This is a genomic window from Chitinophaga sp. XS-30 (assembly GCF_008086345.1).
In the GTDB taxonomy this organism is placed as follows: Bacteria; Bacteroidota; Bacteroidia; order Chitinophagales; family Chitinophagaceae; genus Chitinophaga.
On record NZ_CP043006.1, the window covers coordinates 3,161,230 to 3,178,770 of the forward strand.

The 17,541-nt window shown below is 51.8% G+C and carries 16 protein-coding genes; 1 reads left to right on the plus strand and 15 read right to left on the minus strand.

All coding sequences use genetic code 11. The annotated features are described in order from the left end of the window. Nucleotides 1-21: 21 nt before the first annotated feature. From FW415_RS13005 to FW415_RS13065, 13 genes are all read right to left on the minus strand, one after another. On the minus strand, nucleotides 22-255 hold the full coding sequence (locus tag FW415_RS13005) for a helix-turn-helix domain-containing protein (RefSeq protein WP_148385623.1): 234 nt from the start codon (nucleotides 253-255) through the stop codon (nucleotides 22-24). 156 nt (nucleotides 256-411) lie between these two features. Then, a complete protein-coding gene (locus tag FW415_RS13010) occupies nucleotides 412-684 on the minus strand; it encodes an acylphosphatase (protein ID WP_148385625.1) in 273 nt (90 codons plus the stop codon). Between the two features lie 700 nt (nucleotides 685-1,384). Continuing rightward, entirely contained in the window at nucleotides 1,385-1,969 is a 585-nt protein-coding gene (locus FW415_RS13015) for a 2'-5' RNA ligase family protein (protein ID WP_168208806.1), read from the minus strand. A 175-nt stretch (nucleotides 1,970-2,144) separates the two neighbouring features. Next, entirely contained in the window at nucleotides 2,145-2,903 is a 759-nt protein-coding gene (gene tpiA, locus FW415_RS13020) for a triose-phosphate isomerase (RefSeq protein WP_148385630.1), read from the minus strand. A gap of 48 nt (nucleotides 2,904-2,951) precedes the next feature. Next, nucleotides 2,952-4,109, minus strand: coding sequence for a putative sugar nucleotidyl transferase (locus FW415_RS13025; protein WP_148385632.1), 1,158 nt, complete (start codon nucleotides 4,107-4,109; stop codon nucleotides 2,952-2,954). 70 nt (nucleotides 4,110-4,179) lie between these two features. Continuing rightward, entirely contained in the window at nucleotides 4,180-4,434 is a 255-nt protein-coding gene (locus FW415_RS13030; RefSeq protein ID WP_148385634.1) for a type B 50S ribosomal protein L31, read from the minus strand. Nucleotides 4,435-4,497: 63 nt separating this feature from the next. Continuing rightward, a complete protein-coding gene (locus tag FW415_RS13035; protein ID WP_148385637.1) occupies nucleotides 4,498-4,989 on the minus strand; it encodes a YajQ family cyclic di-GMP-binding protein in 492 nt (163 codons plus the stop codon). A gap of 110 nt (nucleotides 4,990-5,099) precedes the next feature. Next, the gene (locus tag FW415_RS13040) at nucleotides 5,100-7,340 is read right to left on the minus strand and encodes a M56 family metallopeptidase (protein ID WP_148385640.1); all 2,241 of its coding nucleotides are present in this window, start codon (nucleotides 7,338-7,340) and stop codon (nucleotides 5,100-5,102) included. Nucleotides 7,341-7,350: 10 nt separating this feature from the next. Further along, nucleotides 7,351-7,734 carry a BlaI/MecI/CopY family transcriptional regulator gene (locus FW415_RS13045; RefSeq protein WP_148385643.1) on the minus strand — a complete coding sequence of 128 codons (384 nt, stop codon included), beginning with the start codon at nucleotides 7,732-7,734 and terminating at the stop codon, nucleotides 7,351-7,353. Between the two features lie 241 nt (nucleotides 7,735-7,975). Further along, entirely contained in the window at nucleotides 7,976-8,596 is a 621-nt protein-coding gene (locus tag FW415_RS13050; protein WP_148385645.1) for an outer membrane beta-barrel protein, read from the minus strand. An 18-nt stretch (nucleotides 8,597-8,614) separates the two neighbouring features. Then, nucleotides 8,615-9,484 carry a DUF4249 domain-containing protein gene (locus FW415_RS13055; protein ID WP_168208807.1) on the minus strand — a complete coding sequence of 290 codons (870 nt, stop codon included), beginning with the start codon at nucleotides 9,482-9,484 and terminating at the stop codon, nucleotides 8,615-8,617. A gap of 29 nt (nucleotides 9,485-9,513) precedes the next feature. Beyond that, nucleotides 9,514-11,898, minus strand: a complete 2,385-nt coding sequence (locus FW415_RS13060) for a TonB-dependent receptor (RefSeq protein ID WP_148385650.1) — start codon at nucleotides 11,896-11,898, stop codon at nucleotides 9,514-9,516. Between the two features lie 267 nt (nucleotides 11,899-12,165). Continuing rightward, nucleotides 12,166-12,375 (minus strand): hypothetical protein, encoded by a 210-nt coding sequence (locus tag FW415_RS13065; RefSeq protein WP_148385652.1) that lies wholly within the window; start codon nucleotides 12,373-12,375, stop codon nucleotides 12,166-12,168. A gap of 93 nt (nucleotides 12,376-12,468) precedes the next feature. Here FW415_RS13065 and FW415_RS13070 point away from each other — a divergent pair, with 93 nt between their 5' ends. Then, nucleotides 12,469-13,467 carry an AraC family transcriptional regulator gene (locus FW415_RS13070; protein ID WP_148385655.1) on the plus strand — a complete coding sequence of 333 codons (999 nt, stop codon included), beginning with the start codon at nucleotides 12,469-12,471 and terminating at the stop codon, nucleotides 13,465-13,467. A gap of 81 nt (nucleotides 13,468-13,548) precedes the next feature. Here the strand turns inward: FW415_RS13070 and FW415_RS13075 are convergent, their stop codons facing one another. Beyond that, nucleotides 13,549-15,798: a sodium-translocating pyrophosphatase gene (locus FW415_RS13075; RefSeq protein ID WP_148385657.1), complete on the minus strand. Its 2,250-nt coding sequence runs from the start codon at nucleotides 15,796-15,798 to the stop codon at nucleotides 13,549-13,551. Between the two features lie 93 nt (nucleotides 15,799-15,891). Next, entirely contained in the window at nucleotides 15,892-17,400 is a 1,509-nt protein-coding gene (locus FW415_RS13080) for an NAD(P)H-hydrate dehydratase (RefSeq protein ID WP_148385659.1), read from the minus strand. Between the last annotated feature and the right edge of the window lie 141 nt (nucleotides 17,401-17,541).

Consider the following 17,541-nt stretch of genomic DNA (forward strand, 5'->3'; position numbering starts at 1 on the left):
AGCAGGGCTTAGCCCGGTGCGTTACTGTTGATGATGGATGGTGAGGAGTTCCAATATGGCTACATCGAGAGCGTTCGCCAACTGTTCAAGGGTTCTCAGGGTGATATTGATATCCCCGTTTTCCATCCGTGAAATATCGGCATTGTCCACATTACAGCGCGCAGACAGTTCCCGCTGGCTAAAGCCTTTCTGCATTCTGATCCTGCGGAGGTTTGTACTGAATATAAAGATGATGTCTGTCGGCTTATTTCTCATCTACATTGCTCTGAGATCGTTGAAGATGCTTGATTTTGTTCTATTTTATGTTGGGCATTGGCCCATCGTGCCTGTTTTTATTTTTCAGGGTTAATGAAGAGGCCTTTGGGGCAAGGGTTTGAGGGGTGCGGAGTTATCGGAGCAATATAAACTTTATTATCTGCGAAGGATATTGAAATCTGCATAGTGCCGGAGAGGGCCGTCGGTGATCACCAATCCGGTTACCCTTGCCCCCGGGGGGCCTTGTTCGCACCAGCTGATAAATTCTTCCATGGCTTCGCCGGGGCCTTCGGCAATGATGGATACCTCTCCGTCCAGTGTATTTTTGACGGTGCCGTGGATTCCCAATCTGTCTGCAACGGATTTGGCGGTAGCCCTGAAGTAAACGCCCTGTACCTTTCCTTTTACCAGTATTTCCTTATGGATCATGACCTGCGTAGATTAATGAAAGATGTTTAATGATAGCAATATGCTTCAGTTGTCTTTTCCGGCGGCAATACCTGCTGGATATCCTGATTTCAACAAATACTGTACCGCCGCCGGGAAAGTCATCGGGATCAGATCAATAACGTTCCGATCTCCATACTTCATAAACCTGTATATATTCATTGGATGAAAGTTAAATTATTCCCGCAATATTTCATTGCGGTGCGGGGCCCGTGCGGTGGGGCCTGTGCCGTGCGGGTCTGCCGGGTCTGTTCCGGCAAGATCGTCCGGCGTCCATGCGCGGGTGAATAATAATGGGTGTCAGGCATGGATGCGCCGTTGCCTTATGGGGCGTGACCGGTTATTTGTTATTCGTCCCGGGTGCCGAACTGCGCCAACTCACCAGCTCACGTCTAACACATTAAATACGCCGGCTCACGCGAAACATGTTAAATACGTCCGCTCACGCAAAACACGTTAAATACGTCCGCTCATACGAAACATATAAAATATGCCCGCTCACGCAAAACATGCAAACACGCAAAACATGTTCAATGCGCTAAACATGCATTGTCTGAACAATGGTGGTAAGTAGAATAATAGTATAAAATAGCAGAGTCAGGAGATAAACGCCCGACCCGTCATTTTGGGATATATGATACTGACTGACTCTTGAAAAACTATTCGAATATTGTCTGTTATATCAGGCCGCGTGGTTAAACAGCGGGTGATCGGAGGGTACATCTTTCCCGAAGCGGAATTCCCTCACCACCTCATACCTGTCATTACTGCCGGCCGGCTTCCTCAGCAGGCTGAAGCTGTGGCAGTGAAAGCTGCGCACAAACATTTTATTGGAAAAATAAGGAGCGAGCTGATTGAACTGCTGGTGGCTGATCGCCCGCGCCAGTGTGATATGCGGTTTGTAGCCGCCGGGTTTCAGCTCGAAGGCCTGCAGTATCTTCCGGTGCAGATCTTCCACTGGTTTGGGGTTCGCTACATTCACATACAACATGTGCCTGGTATCGCCCTGTTTGCAATGATCAATGCGGGAAGTATAGATGGTAAAAGCGGTCTGATCACCTACCACCTGCTCCAGCATGTTTACAAAATCCGTTTCATACTGCCGGGGAAATTCCGATCTGAATAAGGCAATATGCGCCTGCGTAGAGGTCCCCGGAAGAGCGCCCAACTCTTCCGAGATCAAATGCCTGAACATACTTACGTCCTGCACGGTCTGTGCATCCGGCTGAATGACCAGCATGTAGTCATAAATTACTTCCTGTTCCATATTATATGATTTTTCAACCATCAATTTGAGAAGTTTGCCATCATCAACAGCAATTGGATAGCATCCCTTTTTTCACAATACGAATATACGAACATTTTTAGTAATTACTAATAAAATTAGCAAAAAATACTAAAAAAAGTGGCTGCAAGGTTGTAGTCCGGCAGCCACGGTTATATCAGAAGCTTTTAACGATCGCTGTAAAGTCAGCCGCCACAAGGGATGCGCCGCCAATCAGGCCGCCATCCACATCAGGGCAGGCAAAAAGTTCCGGTGCATTGGAAGGCTTCGCGCTGCCGCCATACAGGATGGCGATGCCCAATGCGGCTTCCTGGCCGTATTTCTCGGCGATCTGTGACCGGATGAACGCATGCATGTCCTGCGCTTGCTGGGCACTGGCGGTAAGCCCGGTGCCAATAGCCCAGATCGGTTCGTAAGCGATCACGATGTTCTTCAGGCTTTCGGCATCCAGGTGAAACAGGCTTTCCTGTAACTGTTGTGCCACAAAGGCATTCTGGGTTTCCGCTTTCCTGATCTCCAGCGGTTCCCCGCAGCAGAAGATCGGCTTGATGCCGGCTGCCAGCGCCAGATCTATTTTTTTCGCCAGTTGCGCATTGCTTTCAGCAAAGTATTCGCGGCGTTCCGAATGGCCGAGGATCACATAATCCACACCGATGGACTGCAGCATATCCGCGGATACCTCGCCGGTGTAGGCGCCTGATTTTTCACTGGCGCAGTTCTGTGCCGCTACCAAAATGCCGGGATAGTGCTTTGTCAGTTGCTTTACCTTGGTCAGGTAGGGGAAAGGCGGCGCTATCACCACTTCCTGTTCTGCTGACAACTGGATGCCGGCCGCTACGATGTCATTCACCAGTTGCTCGCCTTGCGCGAGGGTGAGGTTCATCTTCCAGTTGCCTGCTACGATCTTCTTTCTCATATGATTTTAATATTTCAGATTCGGGTTTGAGGCGCGAAAAATACGGCTTTATCCCGGAAAAACATATGTCAATATTTGGGTATCGCCATCGGTGAGAGATTGTCCTTTCAGCTGCATCCAGGCATCGGCATCCCGCAACGCTTCATCCAGCCGGTAGCGGTCTGTGCCGCCCCAACTGAAGGAGGGGAGGAATTTCGGGGGAAAAACAGGGCCGAATACGTTGCAGGACACACCGATCACCGTGCCTGTATTGAACATCGTATTGATGCTGCAACGGCTGAAATCTCCCATCAATACACCGCACTTCGGGCCGGCGGACCAGGCTTCCTGGCGCGCTTCCATCCAGATGCGCACTTCCCGGGCGTTGTTCTTCATATTAGAGCAGCAGGTGTGCGCTCCGAGATTACACCATTCACCGATCACGGCATCTCCCAGATAGCCGTCATGGCCTTTATTGGAATGATCGAAGATCACGGAATTCTTGATCTCACCACCCGCCACGCACCGGCTGCCGATGGCCGTAGCCCCATAAATACGGCTGCCCATTTTCAGCACGGAGGATTCGCCGAGCCCGAACGGGCCACGGATCATACTGCCTTCCATGACCTGGGCATTTTTGCCTATATAAATGGGCCCTGCCGTGGCGTTCAGTATGCTGCATTCTACTACTGCGCCCGGTTCTATAAAAATATTTTCGTGATTGAGCACCTGATTGGTGGAGGAAAGGGGAGCGGAAACACGGCCTGCGGTCAACAGGGCAAAATCGTCCCGGATGGCCGCATCGTTGTACTGGAAAATATGCCAGGGCTGATCGATCCGGAGAATATCGCCTTCATAGTTCACACGTTCCGAAGTGGAGGGGGAAAAGAAATCTTCCCCGCTGATGACCTTTACCAGCAACCGTCCATCCTTATACAGTTCCTGACCGGGTTCCAGCTTGCGGATCACTTCCAGGAGCGGGGCGGAGGGCAGCAGATGGCCATTGAGCAGTATGGTCACAGCGCCTTTCGGGGCTTTTTGCAACGGGTATTTTGTCTGAAGATAATCAGTGGTGAAATAGCTGATGGGGGAGGTATTCAGCCAGCGCTCCCATTTTTCACGGATCGTGAGAAGGCCGACCTTGAAGGCAGCCACCGGCCGTGTATGGGCGAAGGGGTATAACAGATCCCGCTCAGGCGTGTCAAACAGGATGTAGTGTGGATTCATAGCTGGCTAAAATAAATAAATCCCGCCGGTTATAATCGGCGGGATCCGTAAAGATATGCACAAAAAGGGCTTATTTAGCCTCTTTCTTGTAACGCTTGTTAAATTTGTCGATACGGCCTGCAGTATCCACCAGTACATTCTTACCGGTATAGAAAGGGTGAGAAGTGTTGGAGATCTCAAGCTTTATCAAGGGATACTCGTTACCATCTTCCCATTGCACCGTTTCGCGGGAAGGCGTAGTGGAACGGCTCAGGAAGCTATGCCCGTTAGACATATCCTTAAACACTACGAATCTATAATTTTCCGGATGAATTCCTTGTTTCATATCAATAAATTAAAAAAATACAGAGTGCAAAGGTAGCAGGTTTTTTTAAAATAGCCAAGAAAATCATGATTTCATATTTACAAATTGCAGGGGGATGCCCAGGTTGGCTTCCTTGCATTTTTGTATAACTTCCTGTAAATCATCTATCTTTTTGCCTGTTACCCGTACAATATCGTCCATGATCGAGGCTTGTACCTTCAATCCGGCATCCTTGATCATCTTTACGATCTTTTTCGCATCCTCCTGTTTGATACCATTCCTTACCGGCACCTCCTTCTTGTACACCTTGCCGCTCTGGTAGGGCTCCTTGCTCTGATCAAAGATAGTGGCGTCCAGCCCCTGGCGCATGGATTTGCTGATCAGCACCTCTATTACCTGGTCGAGCTTCATATCGCTTTCCACCTCCAGGTTCAGCACGAGGTCTTTTTTATTCAGTTCGATGCTTACATGGGAATCCTTGAAATCATACCGGGTGGTAACCTCCTTTTTAACGGTATTGATAGCGTTATCGAGGGTTTGCAGATCTACTTTGCTCACGATGTCAAAAGACGGCATAAAAGGGTTTTTAATGGTGACGAAACGAGGGGCAAATATAGGAAAAAAGCCGCTACCGGTAAAGGCGACGGCTTTTTTTTAGCTGATAGAATGGCGAAAATGGATTGAGATTATTGTTTGTTTCGTGCGTCTATATGGAGATTTGTCTTATTGCCTTTAATTGAAACGTTATCTTCCTTCAAATATTGCGAGTACTTGCTTTTAATGTCATCGGGCTGCTTCTTCCCGTTGATATAGAGGTCATCCCCCTTTTTTTCGATCTCGAACTTTTTGTTCCGGTCAATAAGCTGGTCGCTTTCCAGGTCGTTCAGCAGCTTATTGACGCTGGAGGAGCGTTTGTTGGCTTCGGCCCTTGCCTGATCCGCCAGGAGCGCATGCCTTTGGGCCAGTTGAGCATGCCGGGCGAGGGCGTCTTCATTCCGTGTCTTCAAACTGGCCAGCATGGCTTCCTGTTGAGCCCGTAATTCATGCACGCGGGCCATTTGCCGGTCGCGGATGGCCTCCAGTCTCCCGTGCTCCGCCTGCCGCATGGCTTCCATCTGCTGCGCCCTGATCTCCTGCCAGTTGATCTTTTCAAGCGCTTCCTGCATATTTTTCCGGAGCTTTTCCCAGTCGGCTTTATCCATTTTCTGATGCAACTCATCCTTTATCTTGTCCCACTGCACTTCCTTCATCTTTTGCTGTACCTCCCTGCTCATTTTGCTCCAGTCCACTTTTTTCATGCTTTCGGTGATCTCCTTATTGATCTTGTCCCAGTTCACCTTTTTCATGCCTTCGGCGATCTGCTGGTTGATCTCCCCCCAGTTGACGTTTTTCATGCTCTCGGCGATATCTTTGTTGATCTTCTCCCAGTCTACCTTTTTCATGCTTTCAGCGATCTGCTGGTTGATCTGGTTCCAGTCCACCTTTTCCATGTTTTTCATGATATCGGCGGTGGCCTTTTGGAGTTCCTGTTGTTGCTGCCGCAGCCGGCGGTTCGTTTCCTCCATCCTTTTGCGGTCAGCTTCGGGCATTTCCTCAATGCTGTCGTAGGTTTTGACTTCTCCCTTTTCATCCGCGACAATGATCTTCCTTTTTTTGCCGGGAAGGGTGTCCTGGTCAAAATCAAAACTGAAATCAAAGGTCATGGCAGCCGGCGGGGCAGGGGGAGCTGGCGGCACCGGCGGTTCAGCCGGGGCTGTGGGCAGTTCCGGGGCCGGAGGAGCAGGTGGCACAGGCGGCGCAACCGGGGCGGACAGGGAGGCTGCCGCCGGAGGGGCAGGAGACGCAGGAGGAACAGTATCCTTGTCCCGCCTGAAAAAGGTTTTTGCCCCGGCGGCGCTGTCAGCCGGCGTCAGCCAGGCTATGGATACCAGTCCCACCACAATGATGAGCATGGCGAGGAGACGTTGCGTATAGTTGAGATGTTTCTTTTTCATTTCCATGATTCTTTTGATGCGGTGAAGTAAATGATGTTTGTCATCTGCCGCCGCCATGGCCATCGGGTTGACTGTAAGCCGGTATTCTTCCAGCGCAACCAGCGCCCTGGCGTATTGCAGGGGCTGAACGGTGCCTGCTATTACAAGATCGTCGCAGCAATGTTCCCTTTCCAGGCGGATATTTTTCGAGATCCACCAGATGAAAGGATTGAAGAACAGGATGGTTTCAACAATGGATTGGAAGATATTCAACAGGTAATCATTACGTTTGATATGCGCCAGCTCATGCAACAGGATGGCTTCCAGCTGATCCGGGGCCAAATTGTTGACCATGGCTGCCGGCAGCAGGATAACCGGGCGAAGGAAGCCGATCATCACGGGCACCTGCAGATGCTTCGAGATCAGCAGCTGAATCTTCCGGGTAATCCCCATCCGCTTTGCCAGCTGGACAAAATGCTGTTCCCATACATCCCCCATCCGGGAGACGTCCCGTTGCCTGATCTGCCCCAGTTGTGCGAGGTCTATACATAACCTGATGGTCATCACCACTACACCAATGGCGTAGATGGACACCAATACCGGGAAGTACCCCTCCATGCCGGGAAGCATCAGCTGCAGGCCACTGGTTTCCTGCGACAGCGATTGTGTAGCCATGGCCAGTGTAGAGGCATCCAGGTTTATCGCCAGCTGTTCTATGGCATGTTCTGCCTTGATGAGCGACAACTGGTGAAAGAAAGTATAGGCAAACCATCCGCTGATACCGGCCAGCGAAAGGAACGACAAATGGTATTTGATAGCGGCGCTGGCCATGGGCCAGATCTTCAGCACTATTCTCAGGCATGCATACACGCAGAAGGCCTGCCACAAAGAGTGCAACAACGTCCATCCGAAAGCGCGGATAAGGTCAGTGGTCAATGGTAGCAAGGATGTCATGGCAAAAAGTTTAAGATTGCTTTTTTTCCATTTCGTTCAGGTATTGGCGGATCTGCTCCAGTTCTTCCTGCGAAGAACGGTGGTGGCCCAGGGCCTGCATCACCAGCTGGGTAGCTGAACCGTTAAATACGGTATTGATCATCTTGTTGAGTAACTGCTGCTGCGTATGCTCCTGCGAAATACTGGCTTCGTAGATATGCGTTTTTGCACTGGCATCCCGCTTCAACAGCCCCTTTTCATGCATGATCTGCATCAGCTTGAGCGTTGTGGTGTAACCAGCCTCTTTGCTTTGCTCCAGTATTTCATGCACTTCCCTCACCGTACTGGCCCCGCGTTCCCACAAAATGCCCAGTATCTCCAACTCACTTTCCGTTGGTCTGATCTGCTTGTTCATAATCAAAATTTATAATGATCCTGTTCTACGAATATCTTCGTAAACAAATGTACGATACTTTTCGTAATGACAAAATATAGGGGGATATTTTTATTTAAATGGCGGAAGAATGGGAGGAATGGCGGGGAAGGGGGGAAATGAAAAAGGCTGACTAAAAGCGCGGCGATATTTTCACTTTGCTTTTAGTCAACCTGTGGAGTCGGCCTGTGGAGTCACCCTCCGGATAAATTTTGTCTGCGGACTAGAAACGTCCGGCTTTCAGCGTAAAATGCGCTGCTGGACCGCTCAGCTGGCTGTCAGTGATGCCGGCGGTGCTGGAGCCGCTGATGAAGCGGTAGGAGCCGCCAACGGCTATACGCAGATAGTTGGTGATATTCATTTCAAAGTTGACATGCGGCTCGCCAACAAAGAAACCGCTGTAGTCCCATTCGGTATTATTTTCATCAAACCCGTGATAGCGCTCGCTTTTATATACGCCTCCGCCTCCGATCAGCGCACCTACGGCAATATGGAACAGCTTATCCGAATTAATAGTGTATTCCGGTACGAACCCTGTGTACCACATGTTCCAGTATTGGGTGGCGCTGCCGGGTATGGACAGGGCGGGCGCTTCGATATTGTTGACCAGCGCGTAGGCCCCGGCTCCCAGCATCATACGGCTGTTGAGCATCACCCCGGCATACCCGCCGAGCAGAATGGCGCTTTTGTCGTTAAAAGTGGTGTACTTGATCGTGGGCGCACCGAAACCGCCGACCCGGATGCGGGATTTGCCGGCAAGGCTTTCGATCTTCCCTTCCTGCGCCTGCACGGAGCAGGTCAGTAGTAATGCTGTTATGGCCAGCAGCCATGTTCTTTGTTGCATATCAGTGGAATTTCGGGATTATCTGATCACTTTTTCTTTATAATTCACGCTTGACGCACCGAACCAGCCCAGCACCCGCGCTTCGCTGGCGGCATTGGTATTCACGAGATTGCTTTTCACATTCTGCAGAATGGTAGCGAACAGCCCGCCATTTTCCAGCTGCGATTCCACATGCGTCAGAAAGGTATGGCTGGCCTTGGTGCAGGAAGCGATCCGTACAATAACGGTCTCATTCAGCTGGTAAGGCTTGTCGAATTCCGTAATGCCTTCGCTGATGGGAACGATGAACGCGGAGCTGTCTGCCATGTTCTCATTGAACGCGCCGTCGATGGCAAATACATCGGCTTCGCGTTTGTCAAGCGTATTACGGTAGCTGCGGATCCAGTAATAGTCCGTTTGCCCGGGCAGATCCCTGCCGTGAAAGCTTGCGTAGTAACCTTCCTCATTGCTTGCAGCATCCTCTTTCGATTTGTATTCATAGGTGATGGAATCGATCACCGGCACATTGCGGATGGTATCTATGGCTTCAAAAACCTCGGTTCCCAGCGTTATCCGCAACCTGTAGGCATGATTGAGCTGGCCGATGCTGTTGCCTGCCCCGGGATCATAACTGTACAGGCCATTGGCAAACGTAAAGTCATACGTGATGCCGTCCGTCAGGTCCGTAAGGGTGACTACAGCGTCATCCACTATCGGTGCGGGTTGGGTGCTGGTATATGGCGCGGTTTGCGTAATGCGGATATCCTGCCGGCCGGGGGCATTGGTGATCCAGGCATCCACCACGGTAAAGGTCTTGCCTTCCGGAACCTCCAGGTCTATAACATCTTCGCAGGCGGTAAAGCCCGCTGCGGCAATGAGTATAGTGATGATGCTGACGGTCCTTTTCATTGGTAAAAATTTATGCAGACGTTTCATGATCAGAATTTAAAATTATAAGTAATACCCGGGATGATGGAGCCGATGATGGAAAGGCGCACGGCTTCCTTCTGCTCCGGATTGTCCGGATTCTGCCTGAAATACACGGTATAGGCATTCCGGCGGGCATACACATTATACAGTGAAAACACCCATTCTCCTTTCCAGCGCTTTTCCTGCTTGCCTTTCAGGGTAAAGGAAAGGTCCAGGCGGTGGAAAGGAGCGAGGCGGTAGTTATTGCGTTTTTCGGTCGTGTTGTAGGGAATGTCCCAGTCCTGGTACTCCATTCTTGCATCTGCAAAAGTGGCCGGCGTACCGGAGGCGAATACCCAGTTGGCCCCGAGGCTGGTGCGTTTGGAAAATTCGTGGGATACCACCAGGTTCACATTATGCGTACGGTCGTACCTGTTCAGGAACCATTCGTTTTTGCTGATGCCGGGCGTCTGCCGTTCCGTGCGGGAGAGCGTATAGCTGAGCCAGCCCGTGGTTTTGCCGATATCTCTTTTGGCATAGATCTCCAGGCCGTAGGCTCGGCCTTTAGCAGCCAGCAGATCGGCTTCCAGCTGCTCATTGAGATACATGTCCGCATTATCAATAAAGTCAAGCTGATCCTTCATTGTTTTATAGAACACCTCTGCGGATATCTCGAATTTATCGCCCGGCGCATTGTAGAAATAACCGGCGGTCACCTGGTCGGTCACCTGTGGTTTTACGTTATTGCTCACCGGCGTCCAGATGTCAACAGGTGTTGGAGAAGCTGTAGTGCTCAGCTGATGCATGTATTGCGCCGTACGGGCGTAAGATACCTTTACGGATGATGTGGTGTTCAGGCCGTAACGGGCGGAGAGGCGCGGCTCCAGGAAATAATAGTCCGCAATGGTCTTGCCCGCGGCAAAGTCTTCCGTACTGACCAGGCGTTTGCGGATTCCCGGTGTGGTATCAGCATAATGGAAAGCAGTGCCTTTGCCGATGAACTGAAAACCGGAGAAGCGCAGACCGTATTGCATGCCGAACTTCGGGGTCGGTTTCCATTCATGGTCCAGGTACAGTGCAGATTCCACGGCGTTCTTGTTCCGCAGGTTGATCTCGCTGGACCGCTCGTCTTCCCGGGCAATGCTTCTGCCGGGTTTGAAAGTATAGTAGGTGGACTGCAGCCCGAAATGCAGCGTGTTTTTCGTATTGATGTAGTAAGTGAAGGAAGGTTTCACACCATAGTTGATGATGTTGGACACCCAGTTGAACTGCTGCTGTACAGCATCGGATTCGCCGCTTTTAAACTCAAGGCTGTAGTCGTATTTGGTGTAGTAGGTAGACAGGTTGAGGAAAAGACGGCTGTTGAAGATGTGGTTCCAGCGCACGGTAGCGGTGGTATTCCCCCAGTTCATATCTGCTTCGCTGCCGAAGCCGAATACATCCCGGCCAAGATATCCGCTTACAAAAAGGGTATTGTTCTGGTTCAGCTTGAAGTTGGCCTTCGCGGTAAGATCGTAGAAGTACAGCTTGGTATCTTCCATGTCCCCCTTGAGGAAGGGTTTCATCAGTATATCCATGTAGGAGCGCCTTCCGGCGATGATGAAAGAGGACTGGTCTTTTTTGATCGGCCCTTCAATGGCGAGGCGGCTGAAGATATTACCGATGCCGCCGGTCACGCCCAGGCGCTGATCGTTCCCGTCCTTCATCCGGATGTCGAGTACGGACGCGGTCCTGCCGCCGTATTCCGCCGGAAAACCGCCCTTGATAAGGTTGATGTTCTTCACGGCATCAGGGTTGAAAACGGAGAAGAAGCCGAGCATATGCGTGGAGTTGTACAGGGGTGCTTCATCGAGCAGGATGAGGTTCTCGTCCTGTGCGCCGCCGCGTACGTTGAAACCCGCAGCCCCTTCGCCTACCGTGTTCACGCCCGGCAGGGTCTGGATGGTGCGCAATACGTCCACCTCGCCCATCAGTGTGGGCAATTTTTTGATCTCGGCAATATCCAGCTTGTTGAGACTGGTATTGAGCGTATTGATGTTCTTTTCCTGGTGTTTGCTGGTGATCACCACCTCGTTCAACTGGCGGTCTGCCTGTGCCAGCCGGATATCTTTCCGGATGTTTTCGCGCAGGTTGATGGTGACCTTCGTCGGCGCGTAGCCGATATAGGAGTATTGCAGCTCATGTGTGCCGGCCGGCAGTGTGAGGGAATAAAACCCGTATTCATTGGTCACGGTGCCCATGGTAGTGCCGCTTTTACCAATGGAAATGCCGATAAGGGACTCGCCGGACTGTTCGTCCTTTACATATCCGCTGATCGTGTAACGTTGCTGCTGGGCGGCGGCAGGTTGAACCTGCAGCATGGTGAGGCAGAGCAACAGGAGTGTACAGGCTGTGCTTTTAAAGGGCCTTGACATAAGGGACAATATTTTTTGTTTTTTCTGACGGCCTGATGGAACGCCAGGTAAAGATTCCCCTGTTTGTAAACATTGACATGGGTGCTTCATAATTGGTTTTCAGGTTTTTAGCTTTCCGTTAATGAAAAGCAGGTCTGCTTTATGGAGATATGACGTGCAAAAGAGGAGTTACCCCTACAGGGAACAAATAATTCACATGCAGGAAAAACGGTGGTCGCTGACCAATATCATATTTTATCCGTTAAAAAAGGTGCAATTTGATATGGTTTAATCCAGCTGGGAACAATGGTAGCCGAGACTGCGCACGAAGGAGATCAGTTGTTCTTCTTCCAGTTGGTGCCCAACGACCCGCAACACCCTGTCGCAGTCCTCCAGGTCTACCGTACAGGCGGTGGGGTTGAAATGTCCGGCAATGGCGTTGACAACCGTGTTTTTATCTTGTTGGGTATTGATGTTTGTTTTGAAGATGCCGATCATGTGCCTGAATTGAATAGTTTTACACAAAATTCGCCTCCATCTTCGTTTTGAGGTTATACAAAACGGATTATTTTTTATACAAAACGGATTATTATGCCAGTTACGATCAGGAATGACGCCATGGATGTGCTTTTTCACAGCGATGAAACCTTTGAGAGGGCGCCTGCGGCATCCCATGATATAGAAGAGCATATCCACCGGCTGGACTATGATTTTGGCAATGCGCAGTTCCGGGAAATAGCCTTTGAAGGGTTCGTGATCGGCTACGGCGATATGCAGGTGCATCAGCGTCTGCATGTAGAGGCGAAGGAACCGCAACAATATGTTGGAACACATTTTATGCTGAAGGGAGAAATCACCTCCAGGGTAAATGGTGTGGTGGACAAGCTGACCACTTCCAGCCGCCAGTATAATATGTTATATATGCCTGACCTGGATGAATCCATGCTGGTTGAGCAGCAACCGAAGATGAAGATCTTCGGCCTGTCATTCACATCTAAAAAATTCATTGAACTGGCTATGGCGAACAATGGGCCGGTGCTGGACAGGTTCGCGGAAAAAGTGGAGAACCGCAAACCGGTATATTTCGATCACGGAATGCATATCACGCCGCGGATGATGCGGGTGATCGAAGAAGTGCACCAGTGCAATTTCAAAGGAGGGCTGAAAAAGCTTTTCCTGCAGTCGAAAGCCATTGAACTGCTGGCGCTGCAATGCGAGCAGGCCGAGCAGGAGGAGCGGGGAAGTTACAAGGCAGCCGCGGTATCCCGCACGGATGAAGAAAAGATCTATCATGCGCGCGACCTGCTGATCGCCAGTTCGCAGGAACCGCCTTCGCTGAATGAATTGGCGCGGAAGGCCGGGTTGAACGAGTTCAAGCTGAAGAGCGGATTCAAAAAAGTATTTGACAACACCGTGTTCGGCTATCTGAGCGATTACCGCCTGGAGCAGGCGAGAGAGATGGTGGATGAAGGGAGGAAGTCGTTCACTGACATCGCAGATGAACTGGGATATTCGTCTCCGCAGCACTTCAGCCTGGCGTTCCGGAAAAAGTTCGGGATAAGCCCGCGGGAGGCGAAAGGGAAAGGGTAGTGTTCCCGTGTCAGTTGCCCGAATAAGAGAGGGGCTGTCCAAACGTTCTGGACAGCCCCTCTCTTTATTTTGGTAAAACGGTTACTTTATCAGCATGGCCGCAGCTTTGGCAGGCTTTGGCTGTTCAGCTTTCACCTGTTCTGTTTTCGGTGTTGCCGTTTCTTTCGCAGTCACCGGGCTTTCACTGTGCAGATCAGCCAGTGTTGGTGCAATAACCAGCGATACGATGGACATCAGTTTGATGAGGATGTTCATAGAGGGGCCGGAGGTGTCTTTGAACGGATCGCCTACGGTGTCGCCGGTTACAGAGGCTTTGTGCGGCTCTGATTTTTTATAGAATATTTCACCGTTGATCTCTACGCCTTTCTCGAATGATTTCTTGGCATTATCCCAGGCGCCGCCGGCGTTGTTCTGGAACATGCCCATCAGTACGCCGCTTACCGTCGCGCCGGCCAGGAAACCGCCGAGCACTTCAGGGCCGAAGATGAACCCGATCAGCAATGGGGAAACGATGGCGATGGCTCCGGGAAGCATCATTTTTTTGATGGAGGCCTCAGTGGAGATGGCCACGCATTTATCATATTCCGGTTTACCGGTGCCTTCCATGATGCCGGGGATGGTCTTGAACTGGCGGCGCACTTCCTCTACCATGCTCATGGCAGCTTCTCCTACTGCACGGATGGCGAGAGAAGAGAAGATGAAGGGGATCATGCCGCCGACGAACAATCCCGCCAGTACATTGGCTTTGTAGATGTCGATCCCGTCGATCCGGGCTACACCAACGAAGGCCGCGAAAAGCGCAAGGGCCGTCAATGCCGCGGAAGCGATGGCAAAACCTTTTCCCGTTGCTGCGGTGGTGTTGCCCACGGCATCAAGGATATCGGTCTTTTCGCGCACGTCTTTCGGCAACTCGCTCATTTCTGCAATGCCTCCGGCGTTATCGGCAATAGGGCCGAATGCGTCGATGGCCAGCTGCATAGCAGTAGTGGCCATCATACCGGCTGCAGCGATCGCTACGCCGTAAAGGCCGGCGCAGAGATAGGAGCCGTAAATGCCGCCGGCCAGCACCAGGATAGGCAGGAAAGTGGATTCCATACCCACGGCCAGGCCCCCGATCACATTGGTGGCATGGCCGGTGGAAGACTGCCGGATGATGGACATTACCGGGCGTTTGCCCATGGCGGTATAATATTCAGTGATGATGCTCATCAGGGTGCCTACGGCAAGCCCAACCATGATCGCGCCGATCACGCCGTTCCGGGTGATGGCCTTCGCACCTTCTTTCAGGGTGGTAGTACCTTCTATAAAATCACGTTTAAGATAGATGGCTTCAGCGGGTAATACCCAGTACACGAGGCCCGCTGCGGCGATCGCTGTAAGAACGATGGAACCCCAGTTGCCCATGTTCAGGGCTTTCTGCACAGCGTTGGTACTGAGACCGGCCTTGTCGCTGATCCGTACGAACCAGGTACCCACAATAGAGAAAATGATCCCTATTCCCGCGATCAGCATGGGCAGCAGGATGGGGGAAAGTCCGCCAAAATTGTCATTGGCGGTCACTTCGCTGCCGAGTACCATTGTTGCCAGTACAGTGGCTACGTAAGAACCGAAAAGATCTGCGCCCATACCAGCCACGTCGCCTACGTTATCACCTACGTTATCGGCAATGGTGGCGGGGTTGCGGGGATCGTCCTCTGGAATGCCGGCCTCCACTTTACCTACGAGGTCAGCGCCAACGTCGGCTGCTTTGGTATAGATACCGCCGCCAACACGGGCAAAAAGCGCAATGCTTTCCGCACCGAGCGAGAAGCCGGTCAGCACTTCAATGGTCTTGATCATTTCGGCAGTATTGGCCTCCGCGCCGAAATAAGCTTTTAAAATGATGAACAGGCCGCCAAGTCCCAGTACGGCAAGGCCGGCAACGCCCATACCCATTACGGAGCCGCCGGTGAAGGAAACTTTCAGGGCGCGGGAAAGGCTGCTGCGCGCAGCCTGTGCTGTACGAACATTGGCTTTGGTGGCTATTTTCATACCAATGTACCCGGCCGTGGCCGAGAAAATGGCACCGACAATGAACGCCAGTGCGATCGTCCAGTCGGAGTTCTCATGGGACATCCCCATGTAACCCAGCAGCAGGGCGGCTATGATCACGAAATAGGTAAGGATCTTGTATTCTGCCTTCAGAAAGGCCATAGCGCCTTCCGCAATGTGTTTGGCAATTTCCGTCATCCTTTCATTGCCGGCATCCTGCCGGGAAACCCAGGCACTCTGTACGGTGGTAAATAATAGTGCAATCAGTCCGAATAGTGGAATAATGTAAGCGATACTCATATAAGCCTTTTAAATTTACAAGGTTGACGAAGATAATGTATTGGAATTTATTTTACTAGTGGTTAAACATATTAAATCAGGGAGTTATACTTATCAGGTATTCCGGACTTTCAGCCAGGCCAGGCCGAGGTAATTGATGATATCTTCTGCGATCAGGGCTTCCTCCGAAATATCGTCGGCCGCCAGGTCCCCGGCCAGGCCATGCAGCCAGACGCCCAGCAGCAACGCGGCTTTCGGTGTGTACCCCTGGCAGAGGAGGCCGGTCAATATACCCGTCAGCACATCCCCGCTGCCTGCACTGGCCATGCCCGGGTTACCGGTGGGATTGAAATACACGGCGCCATCGGGACAAGCCATTGCGCTGAAGCGGCCTTTCAGCAGGATATATAACTGCAGTTCCTGTGCCTTGGCGGATAGCAGGGCCAGCCGCTCAAAATGGTCTGCCGTAGGGCCAAAGAGCCGTTCAAATTCTTTAGGATGCGGGGTGAGGATGGAGCTGTGCGGGATTTTCTGCAGCAGAAAAGGGTAGTGGCTGATAATATTAAGGGCATCGGCGTCCAGGACCATCGGCCTGCCGAATTTGCCCAGCAGTTTCTCCAGGGCTTTGGCAGTTGTGGCTTCCGTGCCGGTACCCGGACCGATGCCGATGCTGGCATAACTGTCTTTGACGGTTTCATGGAAGTGTGCGCTGAAGTGCGCGGTGTCTTCTGTTTCGCACATCGCTTCGGGTACGGAGGTTTGCGCGATCTCGTATCCGCATCGCGGTACATGCATGGTGAGCAACCCCGCGCCCGCCCGGAGGCAGGCCTTTGCCGCAAGAACAGCCGCCCCCATCTTGCCGTAGCTGCCCGCCACCAGGAAAGCGTGGCCGTAGGTGCCTTTGTGCGCGAAAGGGTCGCGGGGCTGGTAAATGGTGCGGATGATCACCTCATCCACCACATGAAAGCGTGTTTGTACCTGTGCGATATAATCCGGGTGCAGGCCGATCTGCAGGATCACCACCTGTCCCGCTTTGTCCGCATTCTCAGGTAGCAGGAACGCCAGCTTGTAGAACTGGAAGCTCAACGTATAACGGGCATGGATGCACGGTGCATGCCCGGAAGCCTGGTCTGCTAACAGTCCCGAGGGCATATCTATCGAAACGATGGTTTGGCGGCTGCGCTGGTCGTTGATCTTGTGAATGATACCGGCCACCCATCCTTCAACAGGGCGGGAGAGGCCTGTGCCGAAGATCGCGTCCACGATAACGCCATGCTCTTCCATAACCGGAAAATCTGCCAGGGAGTGGATATGCTGCAGTGCGGCATAATGCGGCTGGTTGGCGAGATTGTCTTCCGAAGCTGCGTCGGAATGATGTACCAGCCAGGCCTGGACGGTAAAGCCATGTTCTTTCAGCAGCCTGGCGATCACCAGTCCGTCACCGCCGTTGTTGCCCATACCGCAGAAAATGTAAAAGGGAGGAGGGTTTTCACCGAAGGTATGCACCATCCATCCCGCGCATTCAGCGGCGGCGCGTTCCATCAGCAATACGCTGCGGACAGGTTCATGTTCGATCGTGTAGGCATCGGCAGCCCTGATCTGTGGTGCGGAAAGGATTTTCATCGGGCTAAATATAGATATTTCCCGTCACATCGGGAGCCGCGGCAGGATGCAGGAGCATTTTCAATGCAACTCGCAGCTCATCGAACAGCCCCGTCAGTTTCGCCGCTGGTCATGTCGCAGCTCATCAAACAGCACCCGCCG

Excerpts from the sequence above, each read along its gene's own strand:
- FW415_RS13005 (WP_148385623.1), bottom strand. The coding sequence starts at position 255 with ATGAGAAATAAGCCGACAGACATCATCTTTATATTCAGTACAAACCTC.
- FW415_RS13010 (WP_148385625.1), bottom strand. The coding sequence starts at position 684 with ATGATCCATAAGGAAATACTGGTAAAAGGAAAGGTACAGGGCGTTTAC.
- FW415_RS13015 (WP_168208806.1), bottom strand. The coding sequence starts at position 1,969 with ATGGAACAGGAAGTAATTTATGACTACATGCTGGTCATTCAGCCGGAT.
- tpiA (WP_148385630.1), bottom strand. The coding sequence starts at position 2,903 with ATGAGAAAGAAGATCGTAGCAGGCAACTGGAAGATGAACCTCACCCTC.
- FW415_RS13025 (WP_148385632.1), bottom strand. The coding sequence starts at position 4,109 with ATGAATCCACACTACATCCTGTTTGACACGCCTGAGCGGGATCTGTTA.
- FW415_RS13030 (WP_148385634.1), bottom strand. The coding sequence starts at position 4,434 with ATGAAACAAGGAATTCATCCGGAAAATTATAGATTCGTAGTGTTTAAG.
- FW415_RS13035 (WP_148385637.1), bottom strand. The coding sequence starts at position 4,989 with ATGCCGTCTTTTGACATCGTGAGCAAAGTAGATCTGCAAACCCTCGAT.
- FW415_RS13040 (WP_148385640.1), bottom strand. The coding sequence starts at position 7,340 with ATGACATCCTTGCTACCATTGACCACTGACCTTATCCGCGCTTTCGGA.
- FW415_RS13045 (WP_148385643.1), bottom strand. The coding sequence starts at position 7,734 with ATGAACAAGCAGATCAGACCAACGGAAAGTGAGTTGGAGATACTGGGC.
- FW415_RS13050 (WP_148385645.1), bottom strand. The coding sequence starts at position 8,596 with ATGCAACAAAGAACATGGCTGCTGGCCATAACAGCATTACTACTGACC.
- FW415_RS13055 (WP_168208807.1), bottom strand. The coding sequence starts at position 9,484 with ATGAAAAGGACCGTCAGCATCATCACTATACTCATTGCCGCAGCGGGC.
- FW415_RS13060 (WP_148385650.1), bottom strand. The coding sequence starts at position 11,898 with ATGTCAAGGCCCTTTAAAAGCACAGCCTGTACACTCCTGTTGCTCTGC.
- FW415_RS13065 (WP_148385652.1), bottom strand. The coding sequence starts at position 12,375 with ATGATCGGCATCTTCAAAACAAACATCAATACCCAACAAGATAAAAAC.
- FW415_RS13070 (WP_148385655.1), top strand. The coding sequence starts at position 12,469 with ATGCCAGTTACGATCAGGAATGACGCCATGGATGTGCTTTTTCACAGC.
- FW415_RS13075 (WP_148385657.1), bottom strand. The coding sequence starts at position 15,798 with ATGAGTATCGCTTACATTATTCCACTATTCGGACTGATTGCACTATTA.
- FW415_RS13080 (WP_148385659.1), bottom strand. The coding sequence starts at position 17,400 with ATGAAAATCCTTTCCGCACCACAGATCAGGGCTGCCGATGCCTACACG.